The sequence below is a fragment of the Haloterrigena turkmenica DSM 5511 genome (assembly GCF_000025325.1).
In the GTDB taxonomy this organism is placed as follows: Archaea; Halobacteriota; Halobacteria; order Halobacteriales; family Natrialbaceae; genus Haloterrigena; species Haloterrigena turkmenica.
In genome coordinates this window covers 328,053-349,934 of sequence record NC_013745.1, presented here as the reverse complement: position 1 = coordinate 349,934, position 21,882 = coordinate 328,053, and the positions used below count along the sequence as shown (strand labels likewise).

Sequence of the window (21,882 nt, the reverse complement as noted above, 5' to 3'; positions counted from 1 at the left end):
TACGTAGTTATAATGCCGGATAACACTCCCTGTTCGACTGCAGCCCCGGGGCCGGATCCCACCGATATCGAATCAATAGCAGCGGATACCGCGCTCGAGATTCTGTCGAACGAGCGCCGTCGGTGCGTGCTTCGATGCCTGCTACCGGTCGACAACCCGATGGCGTTGGCGGACCTGGCAGATGAAGTCGCCGCTTCGGAGAACGGCACCGGGACGACCGATGTCTCGAAAGAGGATGCGAAAGACGTCTACGTATCGCTCTATCACGCAGACATTCCGAAACTAGCAGCCGCGGATATCGTCGAGTACGATCAGGTCCAGAACACAGTCACGCTAACACGGAACGCTGCGGAGCTACGTCCGCTTCTGGACGTTGCCGACGACTGGCCGCTGTAGTTACCAAGCGACCGGTTTCGTCCGGACTGGTGCCGGATGAGCGCCGAAACGGTTCGGCCGCGACTGCCTGGCGTCCCGACGGAACAGTGGCCGTTGCGACAATCACTTCCGTTCCAGGGGTCGCTCGGCCAGCGGCGTCTCGTCGTCGACGACCTCGTCCAATCCGAGACGACCGACCGTCTCGCGGGCCGGTCGACCGTCGGCTCCCCACCCGCGCTCCGCGTAATAGGCGTCGAGCATCGCTTCGAAACGGTCCTCGTCTACCGCCTGCCCGTCGTTCGGCCCCGACTCCAGGGGTTTTCGGAGCGCGGGCGGTAGTTCGTCGTCCGCTCGAGAGATCCCCTCGCGAACGTTGAACAACCGGGTGAGCGTCCAGATGCGCTCCCCGATCGTCTGCAGGTCTCCGTCGGTGTCCAACCCCACGGCGTCCAGCCACTCGGCGCCGAGATCCTCGAAGACGTCGCCGACGAAGTCGTCGACGATCAGGCACCAGAGAATCGAGCGCTGGTCCTGTTCAGTTACGACGGCGCGGGCGGCCCGCCCCGGACTCCAGTTCTCGAAGATCTCCCGCTCGATCGGGATCGCTCGCCGGTGGCAGGCGCCGCGATCACTCGTGGCATAGGCCAGCGCCATGCTTTCGGCGCCCCGGGGATCGTACGCGGGCAGTTCCATCGCTTTGACCGTCGGCACGAGATCGTCGCCGCCGAACCGTTCGGCCGCCGCGTCGACTCCCTCCGCCAGTGTGTCTCCGAGCGTCGTCTCTCGAGTTGCGATGTCGCGGAGCAGTGATCGTGCGTCGTCGGGAGTACCGAACGTAAACGAGTGATCTAGTAGGTCCGCCTCGCTGGCACGGACGGCCCATGCGACGGTGTTTCCGGCGCTGATCAGATCGAGACCGAATCGGTCACACGTCGCCCCGAGTTCCGCCACGGCGTCGAAATCGTCGATGCCCAGGCCCGCGCCGAGCGTCATCGCCGTCGCACCGCGGGGAATGCTCTCGCCCGCGTCAGTCTCGACGCGGTACCCTCCGGGGTCTTCGTCGTCCGGGTACTCCCGCTCTCGCGCCAGTTCGCGGACGGCGGCGATGCCGATGTCGTCTGCGCCCTCGAACTGCCCGTCTTGCCATCCGCGCGTCGGGAGGACGCCGGTCTCGTTGGCAAAGTCGACCGTTTCGACGGTGCCGCTCGCTTGCAGCCACTTCCCGGTGTCTGATTCGCGATAGCGTTCCGCGTACCGTTCGCGCAGATTCTCGAGGCTCGACGGGGGATCGCCCCGGGCGACGACAGCCTTGAGCCGCTTGGCACCCATCACGGCGCCCGCGCCGCCCCGACCGGCGTGGTGGTTGCCGGCGTCGGACGAAATGGTCGCGTAGGCGACCTGGTTCTCCCCTGCGGGACCGACACAGGCGACTGCGGCGTCGGAAAAATGCTCGTCAGTGGTGACGGTATCTGCTCCCCAGGTCTCGGCCGGTTCGATATTCACGTCTCCGTTCGTCACGACGAGTCGGACTGGCTCTGACGCCCGGCCGGTGACGAGGATGCCGCCGGCGTCGCGTAACGCACCCGCGAGCACTGCCGGGAACGTCCCTCCGGCGTACGAGTCGAGAAAGCCCCCGGTCAGAGGGGACTTCGTGATAGCCGCGTAGCGACTCTCTCCCGGAAGGAGACCTGAGACCGGACCAATCATGAACAGCAGGACGTTATTCGGTCCGAGCGGATCGGTATCGGCGTCCAGTTCCTCGTAGAGGTATCGGACTCCGAGACCCTTGCCGCCGACGTAGCGTCGTCGCCACTCGTCCGGGACGGAAACGCGTTCCACCGACTCCGTCGAGAGATCCACGCGGAGGAGTCGATCGGGCGCGCGAAGGTGCATTGGTTGAATGTATCCCTTGCGGTGTAAAAAGGTACCTCGTCTCCTTCAGTACCCGCGCGGACGACCGTGTCCGCGCGCGGCCCTCATCATCGCCGGCAGCCGTTCGACGTGCTTCGGCGAACTGGACGAGACGGTTATCAACCTCGCCGGGGACTCCTCTGATACGTCACGTTGCGGGTCGGGCTACCACTGTCACTGACGAACTCGTGGGCACCTGCCGGGCGGACTAGGGGTCCCCGATCGAAGTGCGAATATACTCTGATTTTGCTGACGATGGTCACTCCGATCGCACGACAGAGCGTCTGCCTCCTCGAGAAGAAAAAAGTCAGACGCAAAATCGCATTGCGCCGTCGAGTGCGCTCTTTTTAATCGAGGAGCGGTTCCTCGCGAACGGTGGCGTCGTACCGTTCGCCCTCGTACTCGATCTCGAGTTCGGTCCCGGGCTCCGCGTACTCCGGTGGGAGGTACGTGTAGACGACGCAGGCGCCGACCGTGTACCCGTACTCGGCGCTGTGTACGTAGCCGATCGGTTCGTCACCGTCGAAGATCGGACGGTGAGGGAGGATCGTCGCCTCTTCGTCGTCGAGGGTCAGGCACGCGACCTTGTGGTCGATGTTGTTACCCTCGGCCGCTTCGACGACCGCTTCCTTCCCGATGAAGTCGGTCTCCAGGTCGACGGCCCATCCGAGATCCGTCTCGTAGGGGTTGTGCTCGGTGTGGAGGTCCTCGCCCCACAGCCGGAAGCCCTTCTCGATGCGCAGCGCGTTCAGCGCACCATTACCGTACGGGCGAATGTCGTACTCTTCGCCGGCCTCCATGAGGTGCTCCCAGAGCTGCTCGCCGTACTCGGAGGGCGTGTACAGCTCCCAGCCGAGTTCGCCGGCGTAGGACACCCGGAGCGCGGTGACGGGAACGTTCTTGATGAAGAACTGCTGACTCGTGAAGAACGGGAACGCCTCGTCGGAGAGGTCCACGTCCGTCACCTCGGAGAGTACCTTCCGCGCGTTCGGACCGGTACAGACCATCGCCGCTAGGCTGGAGGTAACGTCGTTGACGACCACGTCCTCGGGGGACTGCTCGCGGACCCACGCGACGTGGTTGTTTCCGACCTCACGACCGGTCGTCAGAAGGAGGTAGCGGTTGTCGTCGACGCGCGTGACGGTGATGTCCGCGCGGACGCCGCCCTCCTCGTTACACATCAAGGTGTACCGGACGTCGCCGATGTCGAGGTCCATGTCGTTCGTACAGAGGCGCTGGACGAAGTCTCCGGCATCGCTCCCGACGACCTCCATCTTATTGAACGACGTCATGTCGTGGAGGCCGACCTTGTTGCGGACGTGGAGCGCCTCCGCGCCCTCGATGGGCGACCAGTACTTGCCCACCCAGCCCTCGCGGTCCGGGATCTGCTCGCCGTACTCGGCGAGCAGGTCGGCGTTGGACTCGAACCACTGCGGTTCCTCCCACCCGGCTTCGGCCCACAGCTCGGCGTCGAGTTCCTTGTGGCTGTGGTACATCGGCGTGCGGCGGATGTCGCGCTGATGATCCGTCCAGACCCACTTCGGGTGCATGATGTTGTAGACGATGCGGTACTCCTCGCCGCCGATGTCTCGCGCGAAGTCCCAGCTGCCTTCGTGGGCGTCGAACCGATTGACGTTGCAGTGCCGGAGGTCGATCGGTCCGTCGGAGAGACGAGGGATACCGTTTTCCATCCACTCGGCGAGCGCCTTGCCGGCGCCGCCGGCGTGAGTGACCCAGATGGCGGCCGCGGTCCAGAGACCGTCGTATTTCTGGACCGGACCCATCACCGGCAGGCCGTTCGGCGACTCCGCGAACATCCCGTTGTATTTGTGTTCGAGTTCCTTCCCCTCGGTGGCGGGCAGCAGTTCGTCGCTGGCCTGGCGGGGCGCCTTGTCCGGCCGATCCGGGTGCGTCGCGTTGTTCATGTGATACTCGGTGAACTCGTGGACCGAGCCCTGTTCAGCGTCTTCCTCGTTGCCGCCGAGGTCCTGCGGATCAGGTACAATGGGTTCGTGGTTGTACGAGCCGATTCCGTAGGAGTCCCCGTGCGTCCGGAAGTACATCGCGTTGTCCTGATCGCGGAGGATCGGCCGGTCAGGACTCGCGAGCAGGCGGTCGGTTTTGTCTCCGGAGACGCCCTTATAGTTCTCGTACAGCGGGTGATCGCTGACGTCGACCCGGTTGTCGGCGAGATCCTCGAGCGACTCGGTCATCGTGTACTGGTGCTCGACCGGCGTCACCGGGAGGTGAACGTCGAGTTTCTCGCCCAGCTGACGCGCCCAGATGTTCGTCGCGATGACGACCTCGTTACACTCGATAGTCCCATTTTCGGTGATAACCGAGCTGACCGACCCGTTCTCGGTCTCGACGTCTTCGGTGCGGGTATGCGGAACGAACTTCGCTCCCCGGTCCATGGCTTCTCTGGCGAGGGCAGCGCAGGCGACGACGCCAGACACCTGGCCGTCAGTCGGTGAGTAGTACCCTCCCTGGATCACGTCGGTGTCGACGAGCGGCAGCTTTTCTTCTACTTCCTCGGGCGAGAGGACCTCCGGGTTCGGGAGCCCCCAGGATTCGGCCCACTCAACGCGGCGCTGGAGGTAGTCCATCCGCTCGTCGCTCCGCGCGACCTCGATGCCGCCGACTTCCTTGTAGGCCTGAACTCCGTCGTCGTCTTCCAGGTCCGAGTACAGGTTACGGCTGTACTTGGCGAACTTCGAGAGGATCTTCGACTCGGAAGTCTGGAACATGATCCCCGGTGCGTGGCTGGAAGACCCGCCAGTGGTTGGCATCGGTCCCTGATCGACGACGACGACGTCGTCTCGGCCGAGTTCAGTGAGCTGGTATGCCAGGTTGCACCCGACAATACCGGCACCGACAATAACAGTGTCCGCTTGGTCCGGCAAGCTGTCGTCTGCGTTCATAATTGTACACTCCGTGGTGCCAGTCGAGTACAAATATAATTATCGCTCACCCAGATCTTCACCAAAACGTGGTAGAAGAATTATAAGTAGAGTTTCGAGGCGGCTGCGGATAACTGTGATAGCACTGTTATTCTACGGCACCATCGCCGAGCGATAGCGTTCGATTCCGTGCGAGACACGCCAACGGTCGTCAGAGACATCGGCAAGACCGCGGAGAAGCACAAAATAGCATTTGAATATCACTTCTAGCGGTAGTAACGCTGAATCGCGGGTAACGGCTTCCCTTTGCAGTTACCCGAGCCAATCGAGCGAACCCGTGGATATGCGGGTATAGAGGTCCTGATACGACATAATTCCTCACCGAATCTCAGAAATCATGCTGTCTATCGAAGAAATAATGACAACTTATTTCATTACAACTCCTCATCTTCCTCTTGCATGGTAGAGTCCATTCCGCTGGAAACAGCGAAACAGCTGATAGAAGCGGCAGAAGAGAAAGCGGACGAGATCGACAACCCGATGGTGATCACGGTCGCAAACAGCGAGGGGAACCTCATCGCCCAGCACCGCATGGATGGCGGCTGGCTGGCCTCCGTGAGCATCTCGCGTAACAAGGCGTACACGTCGGCTGCCCTGGAGATGCCGACACACGAACTGGCGGAGCCCTCCGAACCGGGTAACTCCCTGTACGGCCTCCAGACGACCGACGACGACCAGATCGTCATCTTCGGTGGCGGCTATCCGCTCGAGCGAGACGGCGAGGTCGTCGGCTCGATCGGCGTCTCTGGCGGTGCCGTGAGCCAGGACCGCGAGGTCGCCGAAGCTGGCGTCGAGCGGTGGAACGAACTCATCAAAGAGGAAGCGGTCACGGCAGACGACTGATCGGCGAGAGACTCGGAGACACTCATTCGGTAAGCGACTGAATTCCCGACGTCTCTCAGTTGCTCTTTTGTGTCTCCGCTGAAACGTAATTCTCACTTGTTTATAGTGAGGTTCAGTATCACAGGTGAACTGTTTTTTATATGTGTGTCATTTGTGGGCTCGTATGACACAGTGGGACGACTCACAGACGCAATCAGTGAGTTCAGATATCACGGAAAAATCAAACGCGTTACCGGCGAGGTATTTCACTGACCCGGACGTCTTCGAGATAGAGAAAGACAAGGTGTTCGGCCAGTACTGGGTGTACGCCGGCCACGCCAACTGTATCAAGGAATCGGGCCAGTACTTCACCCGGACGATCGGTGATCGTCAACTGATCGTCGTCCGCGGTCACGACGGCGAGGTCAAAGCGTTCGACAACGTCTGTGCCCACCGCGGCTCGAAGATGGTCGAGGACACGCCGATGACCGATCCCGGCGATGCGAAGCGGATCAAGTGTCCGTATCACCTCTGGACGTATGACCTCGAGGGAGAGCTCAAAAGCACGCCCAAGAGCTTCGATGAAGCCGGTCTGAACCCCGACCTCGAGGACGAAGACGTCCAGGAGTTCGACGCCGAAGAGAACGCCCTGAACGACGTCCACGTCGACACCATCGGCCCGCTGATCTTCGTGAACCTCAGTGAGGATCCGATGCCGCTGGCCGAGCAGGCCGGCGTGATGAAAGATCGCCTCGAGGCGCTGCCCCTTGGGGAGTACGAACACGCCACCCGAATCGTCTCGGAGGTCGAGTGCAACTGGAAGGTGTTCGCGAGCAACTACTCGGAGTGCGACCACTGCCAGGCCAACCACCAGGACTGGATCAAGGGCATCTCGCTCAACGACTCCGAACTCGAGGTCAACGACTACCACTGGGTGCTCCACTACACGCACGCCCAGGACGTCGACGACGAGATGCGGATCCACGACGAACACGAGGCGCAGTTCCACTACTTCTGGCCAAACTTCACGGTTAACATGTACGGTACCGCCGACGGCTACGGCACCTACATCATCGATCCGATCGATACCGACCGCTTCCAGCTCATCGCGGACTACTACTTCCGCGACAGCGAGCTCTCCGAGGAGGAGCGCGAGTTCGTTCGCACGAGCCGCCAGCTCCAGGAAGAGGACTTCGAACTGGTCGAACGCCAGTGGGAAGGCCTCAGAACGGGCGCGCTCGCCCAGGCCCAACTCGGTCCCAACGAACACACCGTCCACAAGTTCCACCAGCTCGCCCAGGAGGCCTACGACTCGTGATCGCACCGTCTACCGACCAGTACTCACCGCTCGAGACGAAATCCGAAATTCGACACCTATGAGCACGCAAGATCAGGCACCGTACGTCGCATCCTGTCCAGAGTGTGACGTCGATCTGCAAACCGAGGAGCCGAACGAGATCGTCGAGTTCTACCGCCGTCACTATCGCGTGACGGGCCACGACGTGGAGTTCGAACGCGCACAGGTAGATCTCGCCGAGGACGTCGCGAGCGACGAGCTCAAGGACGTCGTCTGGCAGCTGCAAGAGCAGTACGAGAACGGCGTCCCGATCGGCGTCGTCGCGGCGGCGATGTCCGACCGCGGACTATCGATCGGCGAGACGTTAGACGAGATCCACGAGGTGCGGATGACCGGCGGACTGTACGAACCGCAGGACGATCACCTCGGTGCGTTCTGACCGACCGTTTCGTTCGTCTTCGGGCTCACTGACTCGCGTTCGATTCGAAACGCCGGACGGCTCCCGCTCACCGCCGTCGCTCGTCGCGACGGTCACTCCTCGCGATCGGTCGCGTCCGTATCGGGCCACTTTTCGTCGGGATCGATCGGTTCCACCGCGCGAACGAGTTCATCTTCGGTGTAATCGCGGTCCTCGAGTCGCATGCTCCGGATCCGCCACTGGCGGCTCAGTTCCGGTTCGCCTTCGGGTCCGACTCGCCCGCCGTGAGTCCTGAAGAACGCTCCGTCGCGGCCGAGCCGCTTCCCCTCGTAGGTGTGCTGGTCGAAGACGGCGTCGTATTTCCCGCCGGGCTCGAGTTCGTCGACGGGATGGTCGTAGCGGGGCTCGCGGCCCTCCTCGCGTGCGGCTGCGCGCTCTTCGGAAAGTTCCCCGAAGTAATCGTCGGCGTGTGCGGCCTCGCGGGACGACGGCGCTCGAGCGGCCGCCAGGGCTGCGTGGACCGCACAGAGCCGCCCGCGCCAGGACTCTTCCGACCAGCGTTCGCGGGCCAGTTCCTCGTAGCGAGCCACCGTGAGCGCGACCTCGTGTCCGGCGCGCAAGTCCTCGACGACGTAGAGGTTGATCCGGTCCCAGAAGTTCCAGGCGTATCCCGAACGGACCAGTTCCCACGCGGCCCACGCCGCGACCTCCTCGTCGGATCGCCGAACCGCTTTCTGGAGGAGACTCGAGACGACGTACCGGTTCACCCCGGATTTGGTCTCGTTCTCACCGAGTTCGTCGCCGAAGTCGTCGCGCTCGGGCCCGGAGTCGGAATCGTCGTCCGTCGCGTCCGTCTCGTCGGTCCGAAGTTCGCCCTCGGTGCCGAACGTGGCCTGTTTTCCGTCGTCCATACCGGTTCTCTCGTCCGTCGACAGAAATAGCTGACTGGTCCGACCGACGGGCGAATCACATCGACCGTCCGTCCCCGAGATCGGGACCGTCACCCCGCTCCGAGAGAGGGGCAGTATCCCACCGCTCGCGGAGCCGTTCGGCTCGATTCCGGGGAACCGGTCGGGGTTCGGTCACGCGACTCGGCTGTCGGTACGCTAACGGTAATAGTGGTCCGTGTGAACATGCACTGTATGGGACGTCCGATACTGCTCGCGGTAGTAACGATGATCGCGTGGGGTCTGTGGGCGGTTTTCGCCAGGCTCGCGACGGATTCCATCCTTCCGGAAACGGCGATGGGTATCTCCTACGCGGTGGGGACGCTCGTCGCCGTTACCTATATGGGTGCCACACGGAAGGTCCCGACGGCCGTGGTCTACGACGGCCTGTTCTACGCCGCGCTCGCCGGTGTCGCGTCGGCGGCCGGTGGAATCGCCCTGTACGCGGCGCTCGCGAGGGGTGACGCCGCGGTCGTCACGACCATCAGCGCCCTCTATTTCGTCGTCGCGGCGGTTATTGCGGTCGTCTTTCTGGAAGAATCCTTGCAGATGACTGATACTGCGGGGATCCTCCTGGCTGGTATCGCCATCGCGCTGATCGCGAACTAACCGAGCTCGCGGACGAGCCGAGCGGATCGCGTTCGCTCGCGAAACTCATCGTGGTAGTTTTGTTACCTCTCGAGTTCGCGAGCGCCGCGAAGCGGACACCGGTCTCCGGTCGCGGTCTCGATGACGCCTCACTTCCCTCGCGAACACGGGCGCGGTAGCCGATCCGAGTTCGGCGAAACCGTACTGGTTCCGGAGCAGAACGGGATGGAGCCATCGCATCTTCCCTACGAGTCGATAGCGGACCGTGCTCCGGCTTCGGTCGATAGTCCGCAGACGAGGAGCGGTTCGGCATCGCCGTCATGTGGACGGTGAGGCGCACGGCATTCCCGACGCCGATCGGTAGACGGTGCTGCCGGGCGCCCCTCACCGTCGAGTGGGGCCGCTAGAGAGAGATCTCGTCGCCGATAGGCGTATCATTAGTGCGGAACACCGCTTGAGCACCGGAATACTTCGTTTCCGCGTCCGAGCGTTCGGATCGGAAGCGGAATAGAATATCGAGTGGCTCCGTACGGGCGGTGTCGGTCAGCGATCCCGAGCGCGTGAGGCGCTCTCGCTTCCCCCTTCGAACCGAACCGGCGCGCTAGTCATCGTCGTCCTGCCCCTGTGGAAGCGAGGAATCGGTGTTCGCGGACGTGATCAACGTATCCTCGTTCGCCAGCGTGGACTCTCCCTGATAGTATTCGCGAGCGGTGACGTAACTCGCGTAGACGATCGCCAAGAGGAAGAGCGTGAACGGGAGCGCGAGCACCGGGGGAAACGCTTGCATCGCGTCGAACACCGGGAGTTCGAGCGTCATCACGCCGAGGAAGGAGAGCAGGACGCCCCACCACGCCCGGTTTCGAGCGTTCGGCTCCTCCGTGCCGAGCGTTATCGAAGAGAGGATGTACACGGCCGAGTCCAGGGACGTCACGACGTATCCGGCGATCACCAAGATGAGCAACACTCCCAGCAGGGGTGCGAGCGGCGTGAGAGTGACCGCAGTCGCGATCGAGGCGGGGATACCGCCGCTGGCAAACGCGTCACTGACCGGCCCGACGTATCCCGGTGCGAGCACCCAGCCGCCGACGATGGAGTGCTGTATCCAGAGCAGCACACCGGGAATAACGACCAGGCAAACGAACGTCTCGCGGATGGTTCGGCCCTTCGACACGCGGGCGACGAAACTGCCGACGAACAGACCCCACGCGGCCCACCACGCCCACCAGAAACTCGTCCACTGTTGCGGCCAATTGCCCGCAGCCGTCGGAGCGGAGTACAGCGAGAGGCGGAACATGTTGTTCAGCCATACGCCGCCGGCGTCGAGCCCGAGGTTAATCGTGAAGAGCGTCGGTCCGACCGCGAGGAGCAGCGCGAACGTGATCAACATGAGGACGACGGTGATCCGAGCCGCGTTGCGAATTCCGCTTCGCAGTCCCAACCAGACGTCACCGAGGAAGACCAGTCCGAGAACGCCGAACAGCCCGTACGTGAACAGCGTCGGGGGAACGCCGAACACCGTATCCAGCAGGGCGGCGAACACCTGCGCGGAGAACCCGATAGCCGCCGCGACACCGCCGATAATGGCGATCAGCGCCGCCAAGTCGACGGTCCAGTAGAGGAGCTTGTACCGGTCGTCGTCGAGGAACACCTTCAGCATCGAACTGAACTTGTACGAGTCCGTACCGCGCGTGTAGATGATCAGGCCGAACGCCAACGCGAACGGCGGATACCACATGGCGAGTCCCGGGAAGACCTCGTGGATGAACATGAACGCGAGCGCGAGCGCTTCGATCGAGGCCCCCGTGACCGGAAGCGGCTCCGGAGGCGGACTGTTCACGATGGAGATGGGCTCGCCGACGCCCCAAATGATGATCGAGCCGCTGTACCCGACCGTGAACACCATGGCGAGCCACGAGAACAGATCGAACTCTGGCTCGGCGTCCTGCCCGCCGATCCGAATGTGGCCGTATCGCGAGAAGACCATGTACGTCGAGAAGACGAGCAATACCATCCCGAGTAACATGAACCACCAACCGAAGTAGGTTAACACCCATCCGAAGGCCTCGTTGAACGTATCGTTGAGGACCTGTGGGCTCCGAATCCCGATCGCTGCTAACGCCAGCAATGCCCCTCCAGTGATGAAGAACAGGAGTTTCTCACCGGTGTCTGCGCTTTCCAGGCCGAATACGTGCCAGAAGTTCATTGTTTTTCGATGGTGGAACTACACGTCTCCGTAATCGATCCCCGGTCCGATGCGTGACTCATGTTATGTATTACCAGTGCATCTGCTATCCCAACGGAGCGATACTTATACCTTTCGACCATATCGACGATTCGGTCGAAAAATTCGACCAAAATATCGAAACGAGAACCGTCGTCGTACGCGATTCCGGCGCGAACGACGGAGGATTCGGTCCCGCGTTCCGTCTCTCGTATTCGGGATCGCTCGGGCGCCTCCGTCGCCTTCGGTCAGTGGTGACGGAGACGGTCTCCTCGACCACGCCGCGATGTCACCATCTCGTCAGTCACGACGACACCGTCTCTCCGAACCCTCTCGTCAGAGTTCCGGCTCATCGAGATTGACGTAGACCGATTTCGTCTGCTGGTAGTGGTCGAGCACCTCCGTGCCCAGATCTTTTCCGATACCCGACTCCTTGAAGCCGCCGTACGGAGCCTGCGGCAGGATCGGACCGTACTCGTTGACGTACACGAGCCCCGCTTCGATGTCCGCCGCCGCGTTGTGGACGACGGACGTCCGCTCGGTCGCGATGCCCGCTGCGAGCCCGAACTCGGTGTCGTTCGCGAGTTCGATCGCCTCGTCGTAGCTGGAGAACGTGTTGATCGTCTGTACGGGCCCGAAGATTTCCTCCCGAGCGATGCGCATATCGTTCTCCACGTCGTCGAACACCGTCGGTTTGACGAACCAGCCGTCCCGGAGATCGGAATCGTCCGGCGGTCCACCGCCCGTAAGCAGGGTCGCGCCTTCACTCTCACCAACGTCGATGTATTCCGTGACCGTCTCGTACTGGGACTCGGTAGTGAGCGGTCCCATCGTCGTCTCCTCGTCGAGCGGATCCCCGAGCGTGTAGGACTCGGCCTTCTCGACGAACCGGTCGACGAACTCCTCGTGAACGCTCTCGTGAACGATCGCTCGAGAGAACGCGTCACAGATCTCCCCCGTGCTGTAAAAGATACCGTCGGCGACGGCGGAAACCGCCTTCTCCAAGTCGGCGTCGGGAAACACGATAAACGGCGACTTCCCGCCGAGCTCCAACGTAACTGGGGCAACGTTTTCGGCGGCCGCCTGCATCACTCGCTGTCCGACGCCGACGCTGCCGGTGAACGAGATTTTGCGGACCCGATCGTGTTCAGTCAGCGCACCGCCGGCCTCTGATCCGGTCCCGGTTACGACGTTAAGCACGCCGTCCGGGAAGATACCCTCGGACAGTTCGGCGATGCGGATCGTCGTCAGCGGGGCCTCGGCCGACGGCTTCAGCACGGTCGCGTTCCCCGTCCCGAGCGCGGGCCCGAGCTTCCACGCGGCCGCCCAGACCGGGAAGTTCCACGGCGTGATCTGTCCGACCACGCCGTAAGGCTCCTTCCGCGTGTAGAGGTGCAGATCCTCGGACGTAGACACCTGTCTCCCGTCCTGACTCTGGCCCTGACAGATCGACGCGTAGTATTCTAAGGTTCCGATCGCCCCTTCGACCTCTCCTCGAGCCTGCGACATCGGCTTCCCGGTGTCTACGCACTCCAGGAACGCCAGCTCGTCGACGTGATCGCGGAGCACGTCGATCCATTCGAACATGCGCCGAGATCGTTCGGCAGGGGTCGTCTCCGACCACTCCTCGTCGAACGCTCTCCACGCGGCGTCGACTGCCGTATCGACCTCACTCGAGCCGCAGCGCGGAATCGCGGTGATCGGTTCACCGACGACGGGATCGGTGGTCTCGACGACCTCGTCGGTCTCGTATCGAGATCCGTCTATCCACGAGTCGAACGTGCTGATATCCTCGACCCGGTCTCTGGCTTCCGCGTGATTCTCCCGTAACTGGCCGCTAACAGTCTCTGATGCCATTTACAGGAAGTGGTTTGTTACCATCCTTCATATATCTTAGTATCGGCTCATCGACGCTAGAGCTTCGAGTTCGAAAATCGGAGCCGCGAACGAAACCCCCTGCCGCACCGTTCCCGATGATCGATGAGACTACCGATGACCGACGCCGCGACGGAGGGGTGTGGCCGATGCAGTCGCGTCCGTTCGGAACTGCCCGTCGCTTCCATCGAAACCGATGCACCACCGGTCCCTCGATCGGCTGCGTTTCGCGATTCGCGACGATCAGTACGCGTCCCGAGCGACTTCCAAGAGGTCGTCGGCGTCCGCGTCTCGGGGGTTGTCGTGGATCTCGATCGTGTCCAACGACTTCTCCGCGATCGCGGGGAGATCGTCCTCCGCGACGCCGAGTTCGCGGAGGCTCGAGGGGAGGTCGACCCTGTCGATGAGGTCCTCTACGGCGTCCACCGCTTCCCTCGCGGCCTCCTCGTCGGATAACCCGGAAACGTCCACGTCCATCGCTTCGGCGACTTCGGCGTATCGTCCGGGAACGGCTTCGATGTTGTATCGCATCACTGCGGGGGTGTACGCGGCGATGGCCTCACCGTGTGGAATTTCGGGATACATTCCGCCGGTCGTTTCGGCCAGGGAGTGGATCGCTCCGAATCCGGCGAAGTTCTCGCAGATCCCCGCCACGTGAGAGCCGAACATCATCTGCTCGCGCGCCTCCAGCTCACCGTCCTCGTAGGCGGCGGGGAGGTGTTCCGAGACGAGTCCCATCACGTGTTTGGTCAGCGGTTCGACGAGGGGCGGGCGGGCGGACGACACGTGATTCTCGAGCGCGTGGGAGAAGGCGTCGAAACCGGTCGCGGCGGTCTGTCTCGGCGGTAGCGTCTCCGTCAGGGCGGGATCGACCAGCGATATTTCGGCGCCCAGGTACGGTCCGCCCGGGTACAGCGGCGATTGGCCGAGGGCCATCTTGAACTCGCGTTCTTCGTCGGTGATAACGGCCCAGTAGTCGACCTCGCTGCCGGTTCCGGCGGTCGTCGGTACCGTCACCAGCGGGAGGGGGTGGTTCTCGATCGGTTCCTCCATTACCTCCTCGGCCGACGTCACTTCGTAATCGGCGATCTCTCCCGGATTGGTCGCCATCAGCGACGCGCCCTTTCCGACGTCGATCGAACTTCCGCCGCCGACGGAGACGATGAAGTCACATCCCTCTCTCTCCAACAGTTCGGTCGCTTCGTCGACCATCCCGGCCGTCGGGTTGGGCTCGACTCCGTCGTAGGTAGCGTATTCGATGCCTTCGGCAGTGAGCGACGTTTGGATCCCGTCAACCAAGCCGGCGTCGAGGATCCCCTGATCCGTGACGATCAGTGCCTTCTCCCAGCCCTGAGAATCGACGATCGATCCGATGTTCTCGCTGGACCCGTTCCCGAATTCGACCCAGATCGGGAAGGTGAGCGTGTAGTCGCCGAGGCTCATCGGCGCTCACCCTCGCGTTTCGCGTCGAGAATGCCGGGCGATTCCGTGGCCGTACCGTTTATGGACGTCTCTCGGTCCGCATGAGTGTCTTTCTCTCGCATTCCAACCGAGGATTCCATATTACAGTATATAAATCTTAGTGTCAGGTCACACCCAGTCGCGATTTCGCGAACGTCGTGTCCGCGTCCGTGTGATCGGCTGGGCCCCGCTCGCGGCGGATCGATCCGCCGGTCGCACTACCGGTCCCCTGATCGATCGAGGAGGTGCTCTCGGTTCTGACCTCCCCGTTAGCCGCCTAAACAATTCATGTTCGGCAACTGAATAGTTCCTATTCTGATGCGTTTCGAATGTGGAAACGGGCCTCGAGTAGCGTCGATCACCGACTTCGCGAGCCGATCGTCTCGGGAGCGGAGTCGCGTTCGATCCGCCGGAGAACGCCGACGCTTTCCGACGCGCCGCGTTCGGCCCGCTACGGACCGTCACTACGGTCGTTCGCCAACCGTCGTTCGAACGATTCGACGGTCCGCTCGAGCACCGGCACGATATTTTGGTCGATTACCTCATCGGTAATGCGGTAGCTCGGTCCCGAGACGCTCATAGCACCGATGGGAGGGCCGTCCGGTCGGTCGACCGCCATCCCGACGCTGCGCAGTCCCGCAGTGAATTCCTCGTCGTCGATCGCGTATCCCCGATCGTCGACGCGCTCGAGTTCCTCGAAGAAGGCCCGGTGATCGGTAATCGTATTGTCCGTGTTCGCCGGTAGTCCCCACCGATCGAGGATCGCTTCGGTACGCTCCCGGGGCAGTTCGGCGAGAATCGCTTTCCCGGACGCGGTAGCGTGCATGTGGTAATACGTCCCCATTCGGGCACGGTAGCGATTCGAATCGCTTTCGTCGGGGTGCTTCACCCACTTATGGTACGATTCCGAGATTGTGACGACGCGGCCGTGGTCCTCGATCACGAAATCGACCTCTTCGTCGGTTGCGTCCGTCAGTTCTCTCACGGCGTCGTCCGCGAACTGGTAGCCCACCTTTCGGCTCCGGGCGTGTTCGCCCAGGTCGAGGAATTTCGGACCGATGTGGTATTCGTCGCCTTCTTTTACCAAATAGCCGCATTCGTACAGGGTACTCACGTGCTTGTATACCGTGCTTTTAGCGAGCGATAGATCCTCGGCGAGCTGGGGGAGGTTCGCACCGCCGCGTTCCTGTATTCGATCGATCAACGCCAGCGAGCGGGCGGTCGTTTTCAATGTCGGATCCTTCGGTCGGTCCATCATGTGAAATGTCAATACATGCCATGACAATTAAGAATTTCGCAAATCGAAACGCCAGCTCGAATTTCACTTCTCAGAGTACCCATCGGCGGACCTGGGACTGTTATCTCAGCATTTCGACGATCCACAATTCATAGGGAATCATACCATTCATATATTCGAAATCGTCCGTCGTTCGTTCGCAGTTGGTGACATGACGTCATGATCGACCGAAAGCACCGTGATACCACCTAAATATGGGTAGCTCCCGGTCCCGAGACCCGCTCGCCAATCACAGCGTTGAATCGAGCGTCGAGGAGCGGGCCGAACAGTCGCCGGGCGACACTGCGCTCTTCTCTCGGATTCTATTTTCAGATTCGTTAACCGGCCTCGCGTACGGTTGTCTCTTCCGTCCGACTACGGTACGTCGGTTCTCCTCGGCCAGTCAATTACACACGTACGTTTGTAATCACTGCGTTTACGCCCGCCATCTCAGTGCCGAGACCGATACATACGGGTCCTCCTCTCATCGGCGCGATAGGCCATTATCTGCCGCTGAGTCCTGACATCACGTACCGAACTGTAGCGTCCGAAAGGGGGCCACTGAGGTCGTGGTAGCCTGCCAGATCGCGGCGAGCTGCGACACCGGGACTGCGATCCCACCGTCTACTTTTACGCATTCGAAAAGTGCGGGCGATATCACGTCGTTCATCCGTGATCGTACGTATCTGGCAGCAGTTCTGTTTCCGCCTCTTTTGCGCCGAAGTCGGAGTTCCGTTTGGAAACGTGGTCCCGAGATATCGTGCACCATCAACGAAAGGTATGTATTCTAAGGTGTTGTGTTTCACGCTCTCGTTTCGCGAGAATCTCGCGTAAATGCGGCGGTACCGATCGGACACGACGGAAGCCGGACGATTCTCTTTCCCCCTCATCCCGGGCAGACTGAAAGACGACAGTATCAGGTGCTGTCAATCGTCACCATCTCATCGCTTCCGACGTAATTCGGACTTACAGCAGACACCGGTTGCTAACTACGCATCTACGCGCAGTCGCGACTGTTTTCCGATACGTTCACCGCGAGTCGATCATCAATCCGCTCCGAGATTCGGCACGTGCCCGCAGTGATCGCACATCGGCGTGGATCGTCCGTACGGTTCGACCACCGTCTGTTCGCAGTTCGGACATCGCATCTCACGATTTGTGCCAACTCAGCACATGATAAACGTGGGGGTGCTAAATGACGGGTCGTTATACCGGACCGTTGATAGCAGCAAACGCGACGCTCTGGGACTAGCAGACGGGTGGGCCAGCCTCCGTCGGAGATTTGCGAACGATTTCTTGACGAGGCCGGCCGCGACAGGTCGAGGCAGACGTCGACCCCCACTGTAACCTCGGGGGCTTCGGTAACTGCGTCATCAGTATGATCGTGGACACCTTCAAAGACGGAAACGGGTCGATCAGTTCTCCTGATCTTCCGCTCGGTTCCGCCGGCGCGGCACCGGTTCAGTATACTGATGATTCGGCCCCTATCATGTTCGACTTCTCGTTGTCGGGGTATCGCAGCGCTTCGAGCGCGTAAAGCGGCGAGTCGCTGGCTCGAGAAGGTCAAATCGATGTCGCAGAGTGATCCGCTATCCGGATCTGGAAACCGGACATATAATGGGATTCTATATAACTGGTTAACGCTTTTTCGTAATGCCCTCAATTGTGCTACTGTATGACGCAATGGAACCAAAACCAGACCGAGGCAGTGAGCGCAGACATCACGGAGAAGACGAACGCGCTACCGGCCCGGTACTTCACCGACGACGACGTCTTCGAGATGGAAAAAGAGAAGATATTCGGGCAGTACTGGGTCTACGCCGGCCACGCTAACAGCATCAGTGAGCCCGGCCAATACTTCACGCGGACCATCGGCGGCCGCGACCTCATCATCGCTCGAGACGACGACGGTGACGTCCGCGCCGTGGAGAACTTCTCCGCTCGCGACGGCGACGCGCTCCTCGAGGACGCGCCGATGACCGATCCCGGACGCGTCGATCCGGACGAGCTCGCCGACGTGGAGTCGGTGCACGTCGACAGCATCGGTCCGCTGCAGTTCGTCAACCTGCAGGAGGATCCGATGCCGCTGGCCGAGCAGGCCGGCGTGATGAAAGACCGCCTCGAGGCGCTGCCCCTTGGGGAGTACGAACACGCCACCCGAATCGTCTCGGAGGTCGAGTGCAACTGGAAGGTGTTCGCGAGCAACTACTCGGAGTGCGACCACTGTCAGGCCAACCACCAGGACTGGATCAAGGGCATCTCGCTCAACGACTCCGAACTCGAGGTCAACGACTACCACTGGGTGCTCCACTACACGCACGCCCAGGACGTCGACGACGAGATGCGGATCCACGACGAACACGAGGCGCAGTTCCATTACTTCTGGCCGAACTTCACGGTCAACATGTACGGCACCGCCGACGGCTACGGCACCTACATCATCGACCCGATCGACACCGATCGCTTCCGACTGATCGCGGACTACTACTTCCGCGACAGCGAGCTCTCCGAGGAGGAGCGCGAGTTCGTTCGCACGAGCCGCCAGCTCCAGGAAGAGGACTTCGAACTGGTCGAACGTCAGTGGGAAGGGCTCAGAACGGGCGCGCTCGCCCAGGCTCAGCTCGGCCCCAACGAACACACCGTCCACCGCTTCCACCAGCTCGCCCAGGAGGCCTATAACTCATAACTGGTCTGAAACGCCAGAGAGGGGACTCATCCGATCGAGTATGTAGCTCCGTTTTTCGGAACACCGCGATTCGTTATCTGGGATTGCCGCGACATACGTGACCGAGTTCGAGGCGGCTGTTCGTTCCGTTGCCGGTCGCGCGGTCCGTTTAGACTGGCCGTATTTCTACCCGGAGGTGGGCGGGTAACCGGCCGACAGCGCGACTCTGAACGGTATCGACGTCACCGACGTACAAAAACGAAACGGAGAACCATCCACGCCCTCGCGACCGAACCTGACTTCGAAGTGGGAGAAGCCGTCACGGGTCGCATTGACGAAGAGTTCCAGACCTACTGCACGCGAGCGCAGACGGCGAGTCACTTGGTGTACGGTGCGGAACGAACCCTGTTCGAGGACCCTGGACACGGCGGGTTAGATATCGGATCGGAGAACGTTCGCTTAGACTTCGAAACTGACCGCGATCCCGGCGACGTAAACGCTATCACGTTCGAGCGAATGGCAAACGAGGTAGTCCGGAACTCTCGGGATATCACGTGGGACGGGTCTTGTTTAGACACGGAACAACAACCTTCAGCAGCGGGTTTTTAAACACCTTTCATTATGCACGTGGGTTTTCTTCACATAGCGATACGAAGAACTCACTGATGGGATTTATCGGAATGGATTCGGGAATTTTCTTCGGCTTAATTACAATGACGTCGTGGGGGATTTGGATAATCTTAGGCAACGGTGCGTCGGAGTCCATCGATCCGAGAACTGCCGCCGCGATCACGTATCTCGTAGCGGGTCTTCTCGCACTTGGATCTATCGTCGTTTCAGATGCGTCGATCGCCGTTACTGCGAGAGGAGGGCTGCTTGCTAGCGCGGCTGGATTGTTCGCTGGAATCGGCCTCATTTCGATGTACATCGGATTCTCCCAAGCGTCAACGACACTGGTCTCTACTCTCGGTGCCATGTACTTCGTCGTCGCGGCCGTCCTCGGTATCGTCATTCTCGGAGACGATGTTACGATAACGAGATTTACTGGAATCGCGTTCGCCTGTCTCAGCATCATTTTAATCACTCGATAGATTGGGTTTATTTGATGATCGCACGCAAGTCGATGCTATCGAATATAACGGCGAATCGTCCGATACGGTTCGCGTAATCGAGATCGACGAGTAGGACGTCGCGGCCTGCGGCACGCACGTAAGAAACACCAGCGAGGTCGGCCCGATAGCGGTGCTGGACGTCTCGAATCCGTGTCCCGATCTCGTCCGTGTTGAGTACGCTATCGATCTCACAGCCATCCGAATGCGGATCGATGAGAGAAAGAACGCCGAACGCGCGGCGGACGTAATCGCACGTACCGGCGTCAACGGTAGTTCGTTCCTGGTCGTCGCGACAACGGGCGAACCGGACGCCGGCGAGGTTGTCGACGATGTCACGGCGGAGTTCGGCGATGGCGGCGGTTCGATCGTTACGCAGGGCGATGGGTTGGACAAGACACCGGAACCGTCATCGAGTACCTGCGGAAGCAGGCGTAATTGCTCAGAGGCGACGAGAGAGTGAGTTTTCCCGTATTGAGCTAGACGAAACGGCACGTTTTCCCGTTCTTCACAACACACCAAGTAGATTATCTGTTGTAGGCGGGGTGAGCGAGTCTATAGCGGACGTGTCCCTGTTCCGACTCGATGCCGGCCACGAACACAGAACTTCGATAACGGCCTCTGTATCGCCGCTATTGGAGCGGACGCCCAACCATCACTCTCGGTGATGACGGGAGATTCATTATCCGTCGACACGAGATGCCATACGGAATGGTCACGTCTCCATCGGAGATTCCGATCACCGTTATCAGTGGACCGCTGGGTGCGGGTAAAACGACGCTGGTCAACCGACTGCTGAACAACCCCGGCGATAGGCGAATCGCCGTCATCGTCAACGACATGGGCGAGGTCAACGTCGACGCGGAGTTGATCGCCGACGAGACGGAGGAGGGTGTCGTCGACCTCTCGAACGGGTGTATCTGCTGTCGGCTCCAGGACGACCTCGTCGCTCAAGCGACGCGGTTGGCCGAGGAGCGCTCGTTCGACTACCTCGTCGTCGAGGCGTCGGGAATCAGCGAGCCGATTCCCATCGCTCGTGCGCTTACGGAGGGGACAAAAGAAGACAGCCTTCCGGACCGGTTCCGCCTCGATACGACAGTTTCGGTCGTCGACGCCTACGGGTTCTGGAAAGCGTTCGATTCCGAAGAATCCCTCCCGGATGCTGCCCCGGATCCGGAGCGCCCGCTGACCGAGGTGTTGGTCGACCAGATCGAGTTCTGCGACGTGTTGCTGCTGAACAAATGCGATATGGTTCCTGATGATACGCGGGAGTCTATCGAGGCCGCCATCCGCGAACTCCAGCCGCGTGCGACGCTTCATCGAACGACGTACAGCGATGTCGACCCGAGTGTCGTTCTCGACACCGGATCGTTCGACTTCGAAGCGGCACGGCGGCAGCAAGGCTGGAAGCGAGCTCTGTCCGGAGACGCAGCAAACGAGCATCCGGGTCACGACCACGGTGACGATGCCGTTTCGGCGGCCGAGGCGCACGGCGTCGAGTCGTTCGTCTATCGGCGAGAGCGTCCCTTCCACCCCGAGCGGTTCGACGCGTGGCTCGACGACTGGGACGGCAAGATTATCCGCGCGAAAGGGTTCGCGTGGGTGGCGAGTCGCCCGGAGACGGTTCTCGGGGTGAGTCAGGCCGGTCCGTCCATCCAGGCTGGCCCGATCGGCGAGTGGGGAGACGACGACCCGGCGACGCGGTTAGTGTTCATCGGTAGCGACCTCGACGAAGAGACCGTGACCGACGAACTCGACGACTGTCTGGCGGCGTCCGACGAACAGACCGAAGCGTACGCTACTGATCCCTTCCCCCGCGGATCCGCTTGATCTCCGCCCGGAGCTGATCCCTTCGCTGGTCGTTCCAGCACCTGCATACTCCTCGCAGCCGACGTTGATCCATCCCGGTGACTGTCCGGTTCGTGTCGTACTCAGGTACTCGTCTGCGCCTCATACT

Annotated in this window: 16 protein-coding genes; 9 read left to right on the top strand and 7 right to left on the bottom strand. The window is 61.2% G+C overall.

The features are described from left to right. The first annotated feature begins 12 nt into the window (after nucleotides 1–12). Nucleotides 13–396, top strand: a complete 384-nt coding sequence (locus HTUR_RS28855; protein WP_449271836.1) for a DUF7344 domain-containing protein — start codon at nucleotides 13–15, stop codon at nucleotides 394–396. Nucleotides 397–498: 102 nt separating this feature from the next. On the opposite strand, the gene HTUR_RS23010 is transcribed toward HTUR_RS28855, so the two are convergent. Together HTUR_RS23010 and HTUR_RS23005 are read right to left on the bottom strand one after the other, a co-directional pair. Beyond that, on the bottom strand, nucleotides 499–2,268 hold the full coding sequence (locus HTUR_RS23010) for an aldehyde ferredoxin oxidoreductase family protein (protein WP_012945759.1): 1,770 nt from the start codon (nucleotides 2,266–2,268) through the stop codon (nucleotides 499–501). 365 nt (nucleotides 2,269–2,633) lie between these two features. Further along, nucleotides 2,634–5,207 (bottom strand): GcvT family protein, encoded by a 2,574-nt coding sequence (locus HTUR_RS23005; protein ID WP_012945758.1) that lies wholly within the window; start codon nucleotides 5,205–5,207, stop codon nucleotides 2,634–2,636. A 438-nt stretch (nucleotides 5,208–5,645) separates the two neighbouring features. On the opposite strand from HTUR_RS23005, the gene HTUR_RS23000 reads away from it, so the two are divergent. From HTUR_RS23000 to HTUR_RS22990, 3 genes are all read left to right on the top strand, one after another. After that, nucleotides 5,646–6,089, top strand: a complete 444-nt coding sequence (locus HTUR_RS23000; RefSeq protein ID WP_012945757.1) for a GlcG/HbpS family heme-binding protein — start codon at nucleotides 5,646–5,648, stop codon at nucleotides 6,087–6,089. Between the two features lie 163 nt (nucleotides 6,090–6,252). Beyond that, nucleotides 6,253–7,386, top strand: a complete 1,134-nt coding sequence (locus HTUR_RS22995) for an aromatic ring-hydroxylating oxygenase subunit alpha (protein ID WP_012945756.1) — start codon at nucleotides 6,253–6,255, stop codon at nucleotides 7,384–7,386. Between the two features lie 58 nt (nucleotides 7,387–7,444). Further along, nucleotides 7,445–7,804, top strand: a complete 360-nt coding sequence (locus HTUR_RS22990; RefSeq protein WP_012945755.1) for a hypothetical protein — start codon at nucleotides 7,445–7,447, stop codon at nucleotides 7,802–7,804. A gap of 92 nt (nucleotides 7,805–7,896) precedes the next feature. Here the strand turns inward: HTUR_RS22990 and HTUR_RS22985 are convergent, their stop codons facing one another. Continuing rightward, nucleotides 7,897–8,694: a hypothetical protein gene (locus tag HTUR_RS22985; RefSeq protein WP_012945754.1), complete on the bottom strand. Its 798-nt coding sequence runs from the start codon at nucleotides 8,692–8,694 to the stop codon at nucleotides 7,897–7,899. Between the two features lie 231 nt (nucleotides 8,695–8,925). On the opposite strand from HTUR_RS22985, the gene HTUR_RS22980 reads away from it, so the two are divergent. Continuing rightward, nucleotides 8,926–9,339, top strand: a complete 414-nt coding sequence (locus HTUR_RS22980) for an EamA family transporter (protein ID WP_049942089.1) — start codon at nucleotides 8,926–8,928, stop codon at nucleotides 9,337–9,339. Between the two features lie 580 nt (nucleotides 9,340–9,919). Here HTUR_RS22980 and HTUR_RS22975 read toward each other — a convergent pair. The 4 genes from HTUR_RS22975 to HTUR_RS22960 all read right to left on the bottom strand — a co-directional run bounded on the left by HTUR_RS22975 (nucleotide 9,920) and on the right by HTUR_RS22960 (nucleotide 16,133). Next, complete coding sequence (locus tag HTUR_RS22975) at nucleotides 9,920–11,521, bottom strand: BCCT family transporter (protein ID WP_012945752.1); 1,602 nt, start codon at nucleotides 11,519–11,521, stop codon at nucleotides 9,920–9,922. Nucleotides 11,522–11,875: 354 nt separating this feature from the next. Beyond that, entirely contained in the window at nucleotides 11,876–13,396 is a 1,521-nt protein-coding gene (locus HTUR_RS22970) for an aldehyde dehydrogenase family protein (protein WP_012945751.1), read from the bottom strand. A 261-nt stretch (nucleotides 13,397–13,657) separates the two neighbouring features. Further along, nucleotides 13,658–14,857 carry an iron-containing alcohol dehydrogenase gene (locus HTUR_RS22965; RefSeq protein WP_012945750.1) on the bottom strand — a complete coding sequence of 400 codons (1,200 nt, stop codon included), beginning with the start codon at nucleotides 14,855–14,857 and terminating at the stop codon, nucleotides 13,658–13,660. 469 nt (nucleotides 14,858–15,326) lie between these two features. Then, the gene (locus tag HTUR_RS22960; protein WP_012945748.1) at nucleotides 15,327–16,133 is read right to left on the bottom strand and encodes an IclR family transcriptional regulator; all 807 of its coding nucleotides are present in this window, start codon (nucleotides 16,131–16,133) and stop codon (nucleotides 15,327–15,329) included. Between the two features lie 1,693 nt (nucleotides 16,134–17,826). Here HTUR_RS22960 and HTUR_RS22955 point away from each other — a divergent pair. The 4 genes from HTUR_RS22955 to HTUR_RS22935 all read left to right on the top strand — a co-directional run bounded on the left by HTUR_RS22955 (nucleotide 17,827) and on the right by HTUR_RS22935 (nucleotide 21,755). Next, a complete protein-coding gene (locus HTUR_RS22955; protein ID WP_012945747.1) occupies nucleotides 17,827–18,837 on the top strand; it encodes an aromatic ring-hydroxylating oxygenase subunit alpha in 1,011 nt (336 codons plus the stop codon). Between the two features lie 644 nt (nucleotides 18,838–19,481). Beyond that, on the top strand, nucleotides 19,482–19,907 hold the full coding sequence (locus tag HTUR_RS22945) for an EamA family transporter (RefSeq protein WP_049942067.1): 426 nt from the start codon (nucleotides 19,482–19,484) through the stop codon (nucleotides 19,905–19,907). Between the two features lie 151 nt (nucleotides 19,908–20,058). After that, on the top strand, nucleotides 20,059–20,388 hold the full coding sequence (locus HTUR_RS22940) for a hypothetical protein (RefSeq protein ID WP_049942066.1): 330 nt from the start codon (nucleotides 20,059–20,061) through the stop codon (nucleotides 20,386–20,388). A 248-nt stretch (nucleotides 20,389–20,636) separates the two neighbouring features. Then, nucleotides 20,637–21,755 (top strand): CobW family GTP-binding protein, encoded by a 1,119-nt coding sequence (locus HTUR_RS22935; protein ID WP_049942065.1) that lies wholly within the window; start codon nucleotides 20,637–20,639, stop codon nucleotides 21,753–21,755. Nucleotides 21,756–21,882: the final 127 nt, after the last annotated feature.

Bases quoted from the DNA above. Each gene is read 5' to 3' on its own strand.
- HTUR_RS28855 (WP_449271836.1), top strand. From the start codon at position 13: ATGCCGGATAACACTCCCTGTTCGACTGCAGCCCCGGGGCCGGATCCC.
- HTUR_RS23010 (WP_012945759.1), bottom strand. From the start codon at position 2,268: ATGCACCTTCGCGCGCCCGATCGACTCCTCCGCGTGGATCTCTCGACG.
- HTUR_RS23005 (WP_012945758.1), bottom strand. From the start codon at position 5,207: ATGAACGCAGACGACAGCTTGCCGGACCAAGCGGACACTGTTATTGTC.
- HTUR_RS23000 (WP_012945757.1), top strand. From the start codon at position 5,646: ATGGTAGAGTCCATTCCGCTGGAAACAGCGAAACAGCTGATAGAAGCG.
- HTUR_RS22995 (WP_012945756.1), top strand. From the start codon at position 6,253: ATGACACAGTGGGACGACTCACAGACGCAATCAGTGAGTTCAGATATC.
- HTUR_RS22990 (WP_012945755.1), top strand. From the start codon at position 7,445: ATGAGCACGCAAGATCAGGCACCGTACGTCGCATCCTGTCCAGAGTGT.
- HTUR_RS22985 (WP_012945754.1), bottom strand. From the start codon at position 8,694: ATGGACGACGGAAAACAGGCCACGTTCGGCACCGAGGGCGAACTTCGG.
- HTUR_RS22980 (WP_049942089.1), top strand. From the start codon at position 8,926: ATGGGACGTCCGATACTGCTCGCGGTAGTAACGATGATCGCGTGGGGT.
- HTUR_RS22975 (WP_012945752.1), bottom strand. From the start codon at position 11,521: ATGAACTTCTGGCACGTATTCGGCCTGGAAAGCGCAGACACCGGTGAG.
- HTUR_RS22970 (WP_012945751.1), bottom strand. From the start codon at position 13,396: ATGGCATCAGAGACTGTTAGCGGCCAGTTACGGGAGAATCACGCGGAA.
- HTUR_RS22965 (WP_012945750.1), bottom strand. From the start codon at position 14,857: ATGAGCCTCGGCGACTACACGCTCACCTTCCCGATCTGGGTCGAATTC.
- HTUR_RS22960 (WP_012945748.1), bottom strand. From the start codon at position 16,133: ATGATGGACCGACCGAAGGATCCGACATTGAAAACGACCGCCCGCTCG.
- HTUR_RS22955 (WP_012945747.1), top strand. From the start codon at position 17,827: ATGACGCAATGGAACCAAAACCAGACCGAGGCAGTGAGCGCAGACATC.
- HTUR_RS22945 (WP_049942067.1), top strand. From the start codon at position 19,482: ATGGGATTTATCGGAATGGATTCGGGAATTTTCTTCGGCTTAATTACA.
- HTUR_RS22935 (WP_049942065.1), top strand. From the start codon at position 20,637: ATGGTCACGTCTCCATCGGAGATTCCGATCACCGTTATCAGTGGACCG.